At 67.7% G+C, this 13,113-nt stretch carries 12 protein-coding genes; 9 read left to right on the top strand and 3 right to left on the bottom strand.

Annotation, left to right across the window (positions count from 1 at the left end; genetic code table 11):
* The first annotated feature begins 16 nt into the window (after window positions 1–16).
* Complete coding sequence (locus KHB019_RS02030; protein WP_337457987.1) at window positions 17–895, top strand: DUF402 domain-containing protein; 879 nt, start codon at window positions 17–19, stop codon at window positions 893–895.
* Window positions 896–919: 24 nt separating this feature from the next.
* On the opposite strand, the gene KHB019_RS02035 is transcribed toward KHB019_RS02030, so the two are convergent.
* Complete coding sequence (locus KHB019_RS02035) at window positions 920–2,284, bottom strand: pyridoxal phosphate-dependent decarboxylase family protein (RefSeq protein WP_337457988.1); 1,365 nt, start codon at window positions 2,282–2,284, stop codon at window positions 920–922.
* Between the two features lie 112 nt (window positions 2,285–2,396).
* On the opposite strand from KHB019_RS02035, the gene KHB019_RS02040 reads away from it, so the two are divergent.
* From KHB019_RS02040 to KHB019_RS02075, 8 genes are all read left to right on the top strand, one after another.
* Window positions 2,397–3,155 carry a YebC/PmpR family DNA-binding transcriptional regulator gene (locus KHB019_RS02040; protein ID WP_230103439.1) on the top strand — a complete coding sequence of 253 codons (759 nt, stop codon included), beginning with the start codon at window positions 2,397–2,399 and terminating at the stop codon, window positions 3,153–3,155.
* Window positions 3,156–3,216: 61 nt separating this feature from the next.
* The gene (gene ruvC / locus KHB019_RS02045; protein WP_325470672.1) at window positions 3,217–3,801 is read left to right on the top strand and encodes a crossover junction endodeoxyribonuclease RuvC; all 585 of its coding nucleotides are present in this window, start codon (window positions 3,217–3,219) and stop codon (window positions 3,799–3,801) included.
* A 9-nt stretch (window positions 3,802–3,810) separates the two neighbouring features.
* Entirely contained in the window at window positions 3,811–4,434 is a 624-nt protein-coding gene (gene ruvA / locus KHB019_RS02050) for a Holliday junction branch migration protein RuvA (protein ID WP_337457989.1), read from the top strand.
* A gap of 7 nt (window positions 4,435–4,441) precedes the next feature.
* A complete protein-coding gene (gene ruvB / locus KHB019_RS02055) occupies window positions 4,442–5,470 on the top strand; it encodes a Holliday junction branch migration DNA helicase RuvB (protein WP_230103440.1) in 1,029 nt (342 codons plus the stop codon).
* A gap of 75 nt (window positions 5,471–5,545) precedes the next feature.
* Complete coding sequence (locus KHB019_RS02060; protein WP_325470670.1) at window positions 5,546–5,947, top strand: preprotein translocase subunit YajC; 402 nt, start codon at window positions 5,546–5,548, stop codon at window positions 5,945–5,947.
* A 52-nt stretch (window positions 5,948–5,999) separates the two neighbouring features.
* Window positions 6,000–7,745, top strand: coding sequence for a protein translocase subunit SecD (gene secD, locus KHB019_RS02065; RefSeq protein ID WP_230103188.1), 1,746 nt, complete (start codon window positions 6,000–6,002; stop codon window positions 7,743–7,745).
* The gene (gene secF, locus KHB019_RS02070; protein WP_230103189.1) at window positions 7,745–8,734 is read left to right on the top strand and encodes a protein translocase subunit SecF; all 990 of its coding nucleotides are present in this window, start codon (window positions 7,745–7,747) and stop codon (window positions 8,732–8,734) included. Before secD ends, secF begins: the two co-directional genes overlap by 1 nt.
* Before the next feature lie 65 nt (window positions 8,735–8,799).
* The gene (locus KHB019_RS02075) at window positions 8,800–11,049 is read left to right on the top strand and encodes a RelA/SpoT family protein (protein ID WP_230103190.1); all 2,250 of its coding nucleotides are present in this window, start codon (window positions 8,800–8,802) and stop codon (window positions 11,047–11,049) included.
* Here KHB019_RS02075 and KHB019_RS02080 read toward each other — a convergent pair.
* A complete protein-coding gene (locus KHB019_RS02080) occupies window positions 11,019–11,600 on the bottom strand; it encodes a hypothetical protein (RefSeq protein WP_325470669.1) in 582 nt (193 codons plus the stop codon). The genes KHB019_RS02075 and KHB019_RS02080 overlap by 31 nt on opposite strands.
* 52 nt (window positions 11,601–11,652) lie before the next feature.
* Complete coding sequence (locus tag KHB019_RS02085; RefSeq protein ID WP_337457990.1) at window positions 11,653–13,005, bottom strand: DUF349 domain-containing protein; 1,353 nt, start codon at window positions 13,003–13,005, stop codon at window positions 11,653–11,655.
* Window positions 13,006–13,113 lie beyond the last annotated feature (108 nt).

Here is a 13,113-nt window from a genome sequence, read left to right on the forward strand (position 1 = left end):
ACGGTAGCGTGGCGGGATGCGCCTGCCGATCGGATCCACGAGTGTCAGCGCGAGCGGTGGCAACGCCACGCTCATTGGGCGGCGAGGAGAAGGCTGGGAGCGCATCTGCGACGACGACATGTCGATCGACGAGGCGATCGCGCTCCTCGAGGACGCAGGACACGGCTCAGCGCACGAAGACCCCGCATTCGATCACGCTGTGCGGTCCGAGCGGGCCGGTGCACCCCGGTTCGCTCCGGACGACAGCATTCTGTGGCGCTACGGACGACACATCGAAGCGGTGCGCGTCGTGCGCGACGATCCGCGCGGGCTCGTCATCTGGATCCCGTCCGGTTCGGCCAGGCTGGAGCCGGTGCCGGCCGACGGGCGCCGACACAGAGATGTGCCGTTGGACGAGCGCTTCACGACGCCGTGGGTGATGGCCGAGAACGCATGGACAGGACCAGGGGTGGTGAGGGTCGCGCCGGCGGGGCGCCCGTGGTCGGTGTGGTTCTTCCGCCGCCCTGACGGCACGCCCGACGGCGCGTACGTGAACCTCGAGCTTCCGCACCGGCGGGTCGCCGGAGACAGTCCGGCGGTGTACTCCCGCGACCTCGTGCTCGACATCTGGATCGACGCCGAGCACGCCGGCTCGGAGGACATCTGGTTGAAGGATGCCGATGAGCTCGACGCCGTCGTCGCGCAGGGACGCTTCAGCGGAGCACAGGCCGCGGCTGTGCGGTGCCTGGGCGAGTACGCGGTCCGCGAGTTCATCGCCGACGGCGGCTGGCCGCTGGACGAGGGGTGGGCGCAGTGGCAGCCGGACAGGGCAGCGGATGTGCCCGTGCTGCTCCCGTCGACGCCGGCCGTCGATGCCGCGCGGCGACGATCCGGGAGCACCAGCCTCGAGGGCTGATCCGAGGCTGCTAGGTCAGTACAGCTAGGTGAGGACGAGTCGGGTGATCGCCGCGATCGTGCGATCGACGTCGTCCCCTGTGGTCGCCCAGGAGGACATCGAGCAGCGCAGCGTCGCCCTGCCGCGCCACTCGGCGCCGGTGACGGCCGCGGTCCCCTCAGCGAGGATGGCTTGTCCCAGCGCTGCTGTCGCGTCGTCGTCACGCAGCCGGAACATCACCTGGGTGTAGTCGACGTCGTTGACGATCTCGACGCCGTCGATCGCGGCGAGTCCCCTCGCCATCGCTGTGGCGTTCGCATGCAGACGGTCGAGGAGGGTCTCGATCCCGGAGCGGCCGAGACTCCGCATGACAGCCCACGCCGGCACGCCCCTGGCACGACGGGACAGCTCGGGCGTGACGTCCCACGGGTCGAGCCCCGAGTAGATGAGGTAGTCGCCACCTGTCCGGAATGCGGCGATGGAATCTGCCGGATCCCGCACGATCGCCATGCCGCAGTCGTAAGGGACGTTCAACGTCTTGTGCGCATCGGTCGCCCAGGAATCGGCATCCGCCATACCGGCCGTCAGCGGACGGAGCGACTCTGAAGCCGCGGCCCAGAGCCCGAATGCTCCGTCCACGTGCACCCAGGCGCCGTGTGCGTGCGCGATCGGGAGGAGCGCGGCGAAGTCGTCGAATGCGCCGGTGTGGACTTCGCCTGCCTGCAGGCACACGATCAGCGGGCCGCGCCCCTGGTCCAGTGTGTGCTGGAGGGCATCGGGGCGCATCCGGCCCTGATCGTCGGATTCGACGACGGTCAGCTCGGCGCGGCCGAACCCGAGGAAGCGCGCTGCGCGGTCGATCGAACCGTGGCGGTCTGCTCCGACGACCACACGGATCCGCGGTGCTGTTCGGAGCCCGCGCTCGGCGAGGTCCCAGCCCACGCGAGCGAGGACGGCGCCTCTGGCGGCGGCCAGACAGGTGAAGTTCGCGAGCTGCCCTCCCGTGACGAATCCGACGCTCGCCGACGAAGGAAGACAGAACAGCTCGAGCATCCACCTTCCTGCGATCCGCTCCATGGCCACGGTCGTCGGCGTCAGTCGTGATGATCCGGAGTTCTGATCCCAGGCCGACACCAGCCAGTCCGCGGCGAGGGCAGCAGGGTGCGTGCCGCCGATGACGAAACCGAAGAACCGGCCGCCGGGGATCGCGACCAGCCCGGGATCTGCGAGACGGGCGATCTCGTCGACCACTTCGGCCGGATCCGACCCGGCTTCCGGCAGCGGCCCGCCGAATGCCGTCAGCATCTCTTCGAGGCTCGCACGCGGCCACACCGGACGGTCGTCGAGCGTGTCCAGGAACTCGGCGGCGCATCGGTGCGCGGTGTCGAGAGCTCGCTCCCGATCGTCCATGGGCGTCAGTCTCCCACTGCGGTCGGGCAGCGACAAGGCGTCCTCCGCGCAGTTCGTTAGAATGGACGACGCCCTTGGCGAGGCCTCGGGCGGATTCGACGAGCGGAGACATATGTCCGGGCACTCCAAGTGGGCGACAACCAAGCACAAGAAGGCAGTCATCGACTCCAGGCGCGCGAAGTCCTGGGCCAAGCTCATCAAGAACATCGAGGTCGCCGCGAAGCTCGGCGGTGCTGACCTCGCAGGCAACCCGACCCTGTACGACGCCGTGTTCAAGGCCAAGAAGATGTCTGTCCCGAAGGACAACATCGACCGGGCCGTCAAGCGCGGCGCCGGCATCGGCGGCGAAGCCGTCGAGTACACCTCGATCATGTACGAGGGCTACGGACCCAGCGGCGTCGCGCTCATGATCGAGTGTCTGACCGACAACAAGAACCGGGCGGCCGCAGAGGTGCGCACCGCGCTCAGCCGCAACGGCGGCAACCTCGCTGATCCCGGCAGCGTCGCCTACAACTTCAGCCGCAAGGGCGTCATCGTCGTCGGCGCGGAGGGCACGACCGAGGACGACGTCATGGAAGCCGTGCTCGAGGCCGGGGCCGAAGAGGTCGAGCCGCATGGCGATGGCTTCGGCGTGATCACCGAGGCGACCGACCTCGTCACCGTGCGCACGGCCCTCCAGGAAGCGGGGATCGACTACGAGTCCGCCGACGTCGAGTTCGTGCCGAACCTCAAGGTCGAGGTCGACGCAGCCACGGCACGCAAGGTCTTCCGTCTCATCGACGCTCTGGAGGACAGCGAGGACGTGCAGAACGTCTACAGCAACGTCGACCTGACCCCTGAGGTGCAGGCCGAGCTCGAGAACGACGAGTAAGTCGACCAGAGCCTCTGCGAGTCTGCGAAGCCGCCGCTCCCCGCGCGCATAGCCTGGGGGAGTGGCGGCTTCTTCTCTGCGTGTGCTCGGGATCGACCCCGGCCTGACCCGCTGCGGTGTCGGTGTCGTCGACGTCGATCGTTCCCGGCGCGCCAGCCTGGTCCACGTCGGGGTGATCCGCACGCCGCCGGAGGCTCCGATCGGCGAGCGACTGGCCGCGGTCGCCGAGGGCATCCGCTCGGTCCTCGCGCAGCACAGTCCCGATGCCGTCGCTGTCGAGCGCGTGTTCGCGCAGCACAACAGCCACACCGTGATGGGAACCGCTCAGGCGAGCGGTGTCGCGCTGCTGCTGGCCGCCGAGGCCGGCCTGCCTGCGGCGACCCACACCCCGAGCGAGGTCAAGGCAGCCGTCACGGGGTACGGTTCCGCCGACAAGAAGCAGGTGCAGGCGATGATCGCCCGCATCCTGCGCCTGGATGCGCCGCCGCAGCCGGCCGACGCCGCCGATGCGCTCGCGATCGCCCTCTGTCATGCCTGGCGCGGTGGAGCCGCTGCAGCGACGGAAACGACAGGCCTCACGCCGGCGCAGCGAGCGTGGGCCGATGCCGAGCGTGTCGCTCGAACATACATACGATCCGGATCGTAGGCTGGGAGCATGATCTCCTCGCTGCACGGCCCCGTGCTGTCCACTGGAACCGACCACGTGGTCGTCGAGGTCGGAGGCGTCGGGTTCTTCGTGTTCGTGCCCGCTGACGTCGCGCACACGGCACGGGTCGGAGAGAACCTGCGTCTGCACACGAGCCTCATCGTCCGCGAGGATGCGCTGACCCTGTTCGGCTTCGCCGATCGTGTCGAGCTCGACGTGTTCGGGCAGCTGCTCAGCGTCACGGGCGTCGGGCCCAAGTCCGCTCTGGGCGTGCTCGGGCACCTCACGGTCGATCAGATTGCCGCCGCTGTCGCCGACGACGATGATGCGCCGTTCCGACGCGTGTCGGGCATCGGTCCGAAGACGGCGAAGCTCATCGTCGTCCAGCTGGCAGGAAAGCTCCAGCCGCCCAGTTCGACGCCGAGCAGCAGGACCGGTTCGGCAGCGGATGCCGTTGTCGCGCAGGTGACCGCCGCTCTCGTCGGTCTCGGATGGTCGGAGAAGGTCGCCGGCGAGGCTGCAGCAGAGACCGCGGATGCCGCGAGCGACGCCGACCGCTCCTCCGTCCCCGCGCTGTTGAGGCAGGCGCTCGCGGCCCTCGGACCTGCGAAAGCGGGAGGCGCACGTGGCTGACGACGCGATCGCGGACGGTCGCAACCCGGCCGAAGCCATCGACGAGACCGAGCTCGCGATCGAGGGAGCACTGCGTCCGGCGAGTCTGGGCGAGTTCGTCGGGCAGCCGAAGGTGCGCGGTCAGCTGCAGCTGCTGCTCGATGCCGCACGCATCCAGAGCCGTCCGCCGGACCACATCCTCCTCGCCGGCCCTCCAGGACTAGGCAAGACGACGCTGGCCATGATCGTGGCGCACGAGAGCGAGCGACCTCTGCGGCTGTCGAGCGGCCCGGCCATCCAGCACGCCGGCGATCTGGCCGCGCTGCTGTCCAGCCTCGTTCCCGGCGAAGTGCTCTTCATCGATGAGATCCACCGGATGGCGCGCTCCGCGGAGGAGATGCTGTACCTCGCCATGGAGGACTTCCGCATCGACATCATGGTCGGCAAGGGCGCAGGGGCCACCAGCATCCCGCTGGATCTTGCGCCGTTCACGCTCGTCGGGGCGACGACGCGCTCCGGGCTCCTGCCCAACCCTCTGCGCGACCGCTTCGGCTTCACCGGCCACCTCGAGTTCTACGATGACTCCGACCTCGAGAAGGTGATCGAGCGATCCTCCGCCGTCCTCGGTGTGGCCATGCCGGACGACGCGAGGCACGAGATCGCCCGCCGCTCGCGCGGGACGCCCCGAATCGCCAACCGGCTGCTGCGCCGCGTGCGCGACTACGCCCTGGTCCACGGCGCGCAGGGCACGGCGACTGTGGCGGACGTGAACGCCGCGCTCGAACTGTACGACGTCGACCCCATCGGCCTCGACCGGCTGGATCGCGCGGTACTCGATACTCTGGTTCGCCGATTCCGCGGCGGCCCTGTGGGTCTCAGCACGCTCGCCGTCGCGGTGGGCGAAGAGGCGGAGACCGTGGAGAGCGTCGTGGAGCCGTATCTCGTGCGGATCGGCTTCCTGGGGCGAACGCCGCGCGGGCGCGTCGCGATGCCGGAAGCCTATCGCCACCTCGGTCTGCCGCACCCGGAGGGGGCGGCATTGTTCGATGACCTATAATCGCTGAAGACTTCACCCCGAACCCCCCTCTCTGCGCGTCCATCGTCGGCGTGCGCATTTGAAAGGCTCCGCCTGATGGAAATCATCCTCTTCGGCCTCCTCGCCGTGCTGCTCGTCTTCATGTTCTTCAACACCCGCAAGCGGCAGCGCCAGATGAAGGCCGAGCAGGAGGAGAAGGCGACGAAGACCGTCCCCGGCGCCAAGGTGCTCCTTCAGGGCGGCCTGTACGGCAAGATCGTCGCGTACGACCCCGAGGACCTCGACTCGCCGGCCCTCGTCGAGATCGCGCCGGGCACCGTCATCGAGGTGCACAGCCAGGCGATCCTCCGCGTCGTGGAGCCGCTGGATGCCGTCGCCGACGCAAACCTGACGGCCGACACGCACGAGTCCGTGATCGAGGAGAGCACTCCCGATGCCACGCTCGAGACTCCGGAGCAGACCCGTGCGCGCCTCGAGCGCGACGCCGACGACAAGTGACCTCCCGCTGATCCTGACCGGTCCGATCGGATTCGCAGAAAGCTGAACGTACGTGGCCTCATCCTCTCCTGTCCGCCATGCGTGGAAGGTGCTCCTCGGTCTTCTCCTCGTGACCGCGGCTCTGTTCGGCATCAACGCACTGGGCGTCTACGGGTTCCAGAAGAGTTCCTGGGCTCCTGAGCTCGCTCTCGACCTGCAGGGCGGCACGCAGATCGTTCTCAGCGCTGCCACCGCCGACGGGTCGGATCCGACGCAGGAGCAGCTCGACCAGGCCGCGTCGATCATCCGCCAGCGCGTCGACGCCTCCGGCGTCGCCGAGGCCGACATCACCACCGAGGGCGGCCGCAACATCGTCGTCCAGATCCCGGGCGTCGCCGACGAGGAGACCCGCAACCGGATCCAGGCGAGCGCACAGCTCGAGTTCCGCACAGTCCTCTACGCCGGTGACCCCGCGACCGAGTTCGTCGGCGAGGACGGCAACGCCACGCCGTACCCGACCCCCGACCCCACGCTGCAGGCGACGCCGACGGCCACGCCGACGAACGGCAGCGACATGTCGTGGATCACTCCGAAGCTGCAGGCCGAGTTCCTCGCCTATGACTGCGCGAACCCGGAGAACAACGCCGGCACCGCGGATCCCACGCAGCCGCTGATCACCTGCGATGACACGCGGTCCGTGAAGTACATCCTCGGCCCGACGGAGCTCACCGGTGATGCGATCGACGACGCGACGAGCGGCCGCGATCAGCAGTCCGGCGCCTGGACAGTCAACCTGACGCTCGACGGCAACGGCACCGAGGTGTTCGGCAAGATCAGCCAGCGCCTCTACCAGAACAAGCTCGCGCAGCTCAGCCCGCGCGACCAGTTCGCGTTCGTGCTCGACGGCGCCGTCATCTCCGCTCCGCAGATGAATGCGCAGATCCTCGACGGCCGCCCCAGCATCTCCGGCAACTTCAACCAGGAGTCCGCTGAGGCGCTGGCCGATCAGCTCAAGTACGGCGCGCTGCCGCTCAGCTTCAACACCGAGAGCTCCGACACGATCTCGGCGACGCTCGGCACGCAGCAGTTGCAGGTCGGTCTCATCGCCGGTCTCATCGGTCTCGCCCTGGTCGCGCTGTACTCGTTGTTCAGCTACCGGGCCCTCGGCACCGTGATCATCGCGTCCATCGCGGTGATGGGTGTGCTGACCTACATCATCATCTGCATCCTCGCCTGGCGCATGGGATTCCGTCTGTCGCTTGCGGGCGTCGCCGGTCTGATCGTGTCGATCGGCTTCACGGCCGACTCGTTCATCGTGTACTTCGAGCGAATACGAGACGAGCTGCGCGACGGGAAGTCCATCACCAGCGCCGTCGAGGACGGCTGGGGGCGCGCGAAGCGCACGATCTACATCTCGAAGTCGATCAACATCCTGGCCGCTGTGGTGCTGTACATCCTCGCCGACGCGACGGTGAAGGGCTTCGCCTTCACTCTGGGTCTGACCACGATCATCGACGTGTTCATCTTCGTGATCTTCACGCACCCGGTGATGCAGATCCTGGCACGCACGAAGTTCTTCGGCGGCGGACACAAGCTGTCGGGACTCGACCCGGACGCGCTCGGTGCGGTCTACCACACCCGCTCGCAGTTCCGGCAGGTGACGCCCGCCACGGGCGGCAGAGCCGCGAAGAGCAGCCGCTCGCGCGGTGAGGCGGAGCGTCGCCAGACGATCGCGGAGCGCAAGCGCGCCGAGGCGCTGGCGGGCGACAGGACCTCGAGCGACAGAACCACGGACGCCGGAAGCGAGGGAGAGCGCTGATGGCCTCCATGAATGAGTTCGGCAACAACCTGTATACGGGGAAGACCTCCTTCCCGTTCGTCGCGAAGCGCCGCCTGTGGTTCATCATCGCGATCATCCTGGTCATCGGTTCGGTTCTCGTGCCGCTGATCCGCCCTGTGCAGTTCTCCATCGAGTTCACCGGCGGATCGCAGTTCACGGTCCTCGCGCCGGAGTCGACCGATCAGACCAGAGCGACGGATGCCGTTCAGTCGGTCGTCCCTGACTCCACCGCGAAGGTCGTCATCGTCGGCGGCACCGATGTGCGCGTCCAGACCTCCCAGATGTCGCAGAGCGAGACGCTCGCCGTCGCGAACGCTCTCGCCGACACCTACTCGGTGGACCCGGAAGAGGTCACCAGCTCGTTCATCGGGCCGGCCTGGGGCGAGAACGTCACCCGGCAGTCCCTGTGGGGCCTGGCGATCTTCCTGGCACTGACCTTCCTGATCCTGGCGATCTACTTCCGCACGTGGAAGATGTCTGCGGCGGCGATCCTCGGTCTGCTCGACGTGCTCGTGATCACCGTCGGCGTGTACGCGCTGGCAGGATTCGAGATCTCGCCGGCGGCCGTGATCGGATTCCTGACGATCCTCGCGTACTCGCTGTACGACACCACTGTCGTGTTCGACAAGATCAGAGAGAACACCACCGAGGACGGGGAGAACTCTGCCCGCACGTTCGGTGAATCGGTCAACCTCGCCGTGAACCAGACGCTGGTGCGCTCGATCAACACGTCGATCGTCGCCGCCCTTCCGGTGGGCGCGATCCTGTTCATCGGCGCGTTCTGGCTCGGCGCCGAGACGCTCACCGACATCTCGCTCTCGATCTTCGTCGGCATCCTGGTCGCGACCTACTCGACGCTCTTCGTCGCCGCGCCGCTGTACTCGCTGTTCCGCGAGCGGGAACCGCAGATCGTCGAGCGCGACCGTCGTGTTCTGGAGCTGCGCGAGCGCGCAGCGGTCCAGTCCTGAGGCGTTCAGGGGCGGGTCTGCGATCCCGCCGTACGCGTAGGATGATCTGACCCGGAGGTGAAGTGATGGCGGAGGCGACAACGTCGACGCAGGGATCGAGCCTGAGACGACTCGTGCCCCGCATCTTCTCGCGCGCGCCCCGCATCAACGACCTCGACAACCTCATCCGCTCCGTTCGGGTCAACCATCCCAAGGGCGATCTTGCGATCATCGAACGCGCCTACCGCGTCGCCAAGGAGAAGCACGAGGGGCAGAAGCGGCGCAGCGGCGAGCCGTACATCACGCATCCGCTCGCCGTGGCGCAGATCCTCGCCGAGATGGGTCTCGGTCCCCGGGCGATCGCGGCTGCCCTTCTGCATGACACGGTCGAGGACACGGGCTACGCGCTCTCCGAGCTGACCGACGCGTTCGGCGACGAGGTCGCGATGCTCGTCGACGGGGTGACGAAGCTCGACAAGGTCAAGTACGGCGAGAGCGCGCAGGCCGAGACCGTCCGCAAGATGATCGTCGCGATGTCCAAGGACATCCGCGTGCTGCTCATCAAGCTCGCCGATCGCCTGCACAACGCCCGCACCTGGGGCTTCGTCCCCCCGGAGAAGGCGGAGCCGAAGGCACGGGAGACTCTGGAGATCTACGCGCCGCTGGCCAATCGCCTGGGCATCCAGACGATCAAGTCGGAGCTCGAGGATCTCTCGTTCGCCGTCCTTCATCCCAAGATCTACGCCGAGATCAACAGTCTGATCGCGCAGCGCACCCCGCAGCGAGAGAAATACCTCAAGCAGGTCATCGAGTCGATCAACGAGGATCTGCACGACCTGCGCATCCGGGGCAAGGTCGTCGGCCGCCCGAAGCAGCTCTACTCCGTCTACCAGAAGATGGTCATCCGCGGACGCGAGTTCGACGACATCTACGACCTCATCGGCATCCGGGTCCTCGTGAACTCCGTGCGCGACTGCTACGCGGTGCTCGGCGCCATCCATGCGCGGTGGACTCCGCTGCCCGGGCGGTTCAAGGACTACATCGCCACACCGAAGTTCAACCTGTATCAGTCGCTGCACACCACGGTGATCGGGCCGAGCGGACGAACGGTCGAGATCCAGATCCGCACGCACGAGATGCACCAGCAGGCGGAGTTCGGCGTCGCCGCGCACTGGATGTACAAGGAGCGGATGAACGGCGGCAAGGCCGTCGACGGTCCGTCCGACACCGACATGACGTGGCTCGCCCACATCTCGGACTGGCAGGCCGAGACCGCTGACCCGAGCGAGTTCCTCGACTCGCTGCGCTTCGAGATCGGTGCGAAGGAGGTGTACGTCTTCACGCCGAAGGGCCGGGTGATCGGGCTGCCCGCCGGTGCGACGACCGTCGATTTCGCGTACGCAGTGCACACGGAGATCGGTCACCGCACGATGGGGGCCAAGGTCAACGGGCGTCTGGTGCCCCTGGAGACCGAGGTTCGAACCGGCGACGTCGTCGAGGTGTTCACCTCGAAGAACCCCGATGCGGGTCCCAGCCAGGACTGGCTCACCTTCGTCAAGAGCACCAGGGCGCGGAACAAGATCAAGGGCTGGTTCACGAAGGAGCGCCGCGAAGAGGCGATCGAGCAGGGCAAGGAGGCGATCGCTCGCGCGCTGCGGCGCCAGAACCTGCCGCTGCAGCGGATGATGAGCCAGGACTCGTTCTCCGAGGTCGCCCATCAGCTGCACTACGAGGACGTCTCCGCGCTGTACGCCGCTGTCGGCGAAGGCCATGTCTCGACGCAGTCGGTGATCGAGAAGGTCACCTCCCTCGTCGCGGCGAACGACACGAGCACCGGCGCCATCGCGCTGCCCGCCCCCGGGCGGCCGCATGAGCCGAAGGCGGGGGATTCCGGCATCCTCGTCCGCGGGGCAGCCGACATCCTCGTCAAGCTCGCCAAATGCTGCACGCCCGTACCCGGTGATCCGATCGTCGGCTTCGTGACCCGCGGCAGCGGTGTCTCGGTGCACCGCTCGGACTGCGTCAACGTGAAGGCGCTCAGCGATCAGGAGCAGCGTTTCATCGAGGTGGAGTGGGCGCCGACGACGAAGAGCGTCTTCCGCGTGCAGATCCAAGTGGAGGCGCTGGATCGCTCCGGCCTCCTGTCTGACGTCACACGCGTGCTCAGCGAGCATCACGTGAATATCCTGTCCGCCACCGTCAACACCAATACCGAGCGGCTGGCGATCAGCCGGTTCGTGTTCGAGATGGGCGACTCGGTACACCTCGATCGGGTGCTCAACGCGGTGCGGCGGATCGACGCCGTCTACGACGTGTACCGGGTGACCTCTTCCTGACGTTCCCGTTCGCGCTCCAGTTCGTCGATCCTCGCGAGCGCCGCGCGCTTGCCCGGCATCCTGTGGCGTGATGCGAGGATACCGCGCACCTGAGGCACCAGCTCGGGTGCCGTGGCGGCGAGCCGGTGCATCCACTCGGCCGTGCTCTCGTCAGCGTCGGCGCCGAGAACCAGGTCGACGAGGGTCCGCACCCTGGTGGTCACAGGGACGTCGTCGATCAGCTCTATGTCGCCCGCTGCAGTCGTCCGCTCGTGCAGCACGACGTTCAGGGCGCGCTCGACGCGGGGGCGGTGGGCGCCGATGCGCTGGAGATGATGGCGGATCGGCGGTGCGTCGCCGGCGCCGTGAACCCACGCTGCACTCGGCCCGCTCAGGGCGTAGCCGGAGACGAGGACAGGGGAGAGGGAGCGTGCGCGAGCGGCGTCGTCCTCTGGCAGGTCGGGCGGCATGTAGCCTTCACCGACCTCGATCAGCACCCCGTCGATGCGTGCAGCACCCAGCTCGGGCTGCGACAGCAGCGCCCCAGGGCGGAAGAACAGCGATGGATGCACACCTTCAGTGTGGCCCGTCGTCCTTCGCCCTGGGGCGTCTGTGGATAAGAGGTCAGCTGCCGAGGGCGCTGAGCCACGTGCGCCGCGCCTCGAGAGCGTCGGCGGCTTCCTTGGCGGCCTTCTTGTTCCCCGATTTCTCCGCCGCAGCCAGCTCGGCCTCGAGCTTCTCGATCGCGTCCTGAAGCTGCTGGCTCATGTCGTTCGCGCGAGCCTTGGTCTCGGGGTTGTTGCGCTTCCAGTCGACGTCTTCACGCGACTTGAGCCCCTGCTCGATCACGCGCAGCTTGTCGTCGAGCGCACGCTCCTGCTCGCGCGGGAAGATACGACCGACCTCGTCCCACTGACGCTGGATCTTCGTCAGCAGTGCACGGGCCTGCTTGATGTTCGACTCATCCGCGACGGCCTTCGCTTCTTCGAGCAGCGCCTTGCGGGCCTCGATCTTGGGAGCGGACTCGGCCTCTTCGGCGGCGGACTGCTCTGCGCGCGCGGCGTAGAGCGCGTCACCAGCGGCCTTGAAACGAGCCCAGAGTGCATCGTCAGCCTTGCGGCCGGCACGGCCGGCGGCCTTCCAATCGTCGAGCAGGCCGCGGTACGCCGGGATGCCGTCGACACCCTTGGGCGCAAGCGCCTCGGCGCGCTCGATCAGCGCGTTCTTGCGGTCGCGGGCGGACTTGTGCGTCTCGTCGAGCTCGGCGTAGAACGCGCGGCGGCCCTTGTCGACGACGGCGCGGGCATCGCGGAATCGCTTCCAGAGCTGCTGCGAGATGCCCTTGGGCAGACGCGGACCGTTCTGCTGGTGGGACTGCCACGTGTCGAACAGCGAGGACACCTCTTCGGTGACCTGCTTCCACTGAACCTTCGTCAGGTCCCGCGCGGCGATGGCCTCGATCGATTCGACGATCACCGTGCGTTCGGCGATCGCCTTGTCGACGACCTCCTTCGCCTCCTTCGCCTCGGCTTCGCGCGCCTCGGAGAGGGTCTCGGTGAGCGTCGACAGACGCCCCTGCAGTGAACCGAGATCTCCGACCGCCGCGGCGCCGGTGACCTCGGTGACGAGCTTCTGGGCCTGGTTGGTCAGGTCGCTTGCGGATGCGCCACCGGCCTGGTGCCGCTGCTCGAGCGTGTGCACCTTGAACGCCAGGTCGTCGAACTTGCGGACGAAGTAGGCGAGCGCCTCTTCGTGCGTGCCGTCCGGGTACTGGCCGACGACACGCCAGTCGTCGCCCTCGCGGACCTCGACCGTTCCGTCTTCTGTCACACGTCCCCAGTCGGCCGAATCGACGGCGGCGACGGGCGATGCCGGTGCCGCGGGGGCTGCGGCGACAGCCGGGGTGCGCGGTGGCATGGGCACGCGCGGCGGCGCGGGGACGGGCGGGGTCGGCTTCGGGGTCTCGTCTGCAGACACGATGTGCTCCTTGCGCGGTCAACCCGCGTGAGGGTGGAAAGGACTTCGTTCAGCCTAGTACGAGGGGAGGACCCCGATGGTGCCGAGATCTCACCGCGCCGTTATCCG

Origin of the sequence: Microbacterium sp. KHB019 (genome assembly GCF_037285405.1) — a bacterium.
Taxonomy (GTDB): Bacteria; Actinomycetota; Actinomycetes; order Actinomycetales; family Microbacteriaceae; genus Microbacterium.

Coding starts and splice junctions, on each gene's coding strand:
- KHB019_RS02030 (WP_337457987.1), top strand. CDS start 17: ATGCGCCTGCCGATCGGATCCACGAGTGTCAGCGCGAGCGGTGGCAAC.
- KHB019_RS02035 (WP_337457988.1), bottom strand. CDS start 2,284: ATGGACGATCGGGAGCGAGCTCTCGACACCGCGCACCGATGCGCCGCC.
- KHB019_RS02040 (WP_230103439.1), top strand. CDS start 2,397: ATGTCCGGGCACTCCAAGTGGGCGACAACCAAGCACAAGAAGGCAGTC.
- ruvA (WP_337457989.1), top strand. CDS start 3,811: ATGATCTCCTCGCTGCACGGCCCCGTGCTGTCCACTGGAACCGACCAC.
- KHB019_RS02060 (WP_325470670.1), top strand. CDS start 5,546: ATGGAAATCATCCTCTTCGGCCTCCTCGCCGTGCTGCTCGTCTTCATG.
- secF (WP_230103189.1), top strand. CDS start 7,745: ATGGCCTCCATGAATGAGTTCGGCAACAACCTGTATACGGGGAAGACC.
- KHB019_RS02075 (WP_230103190.1), top strand. CDS start 8,800: ATGGCGGAGGCGACAACGTCGACGCAGGGATCGAGCCTGAGACGACTC.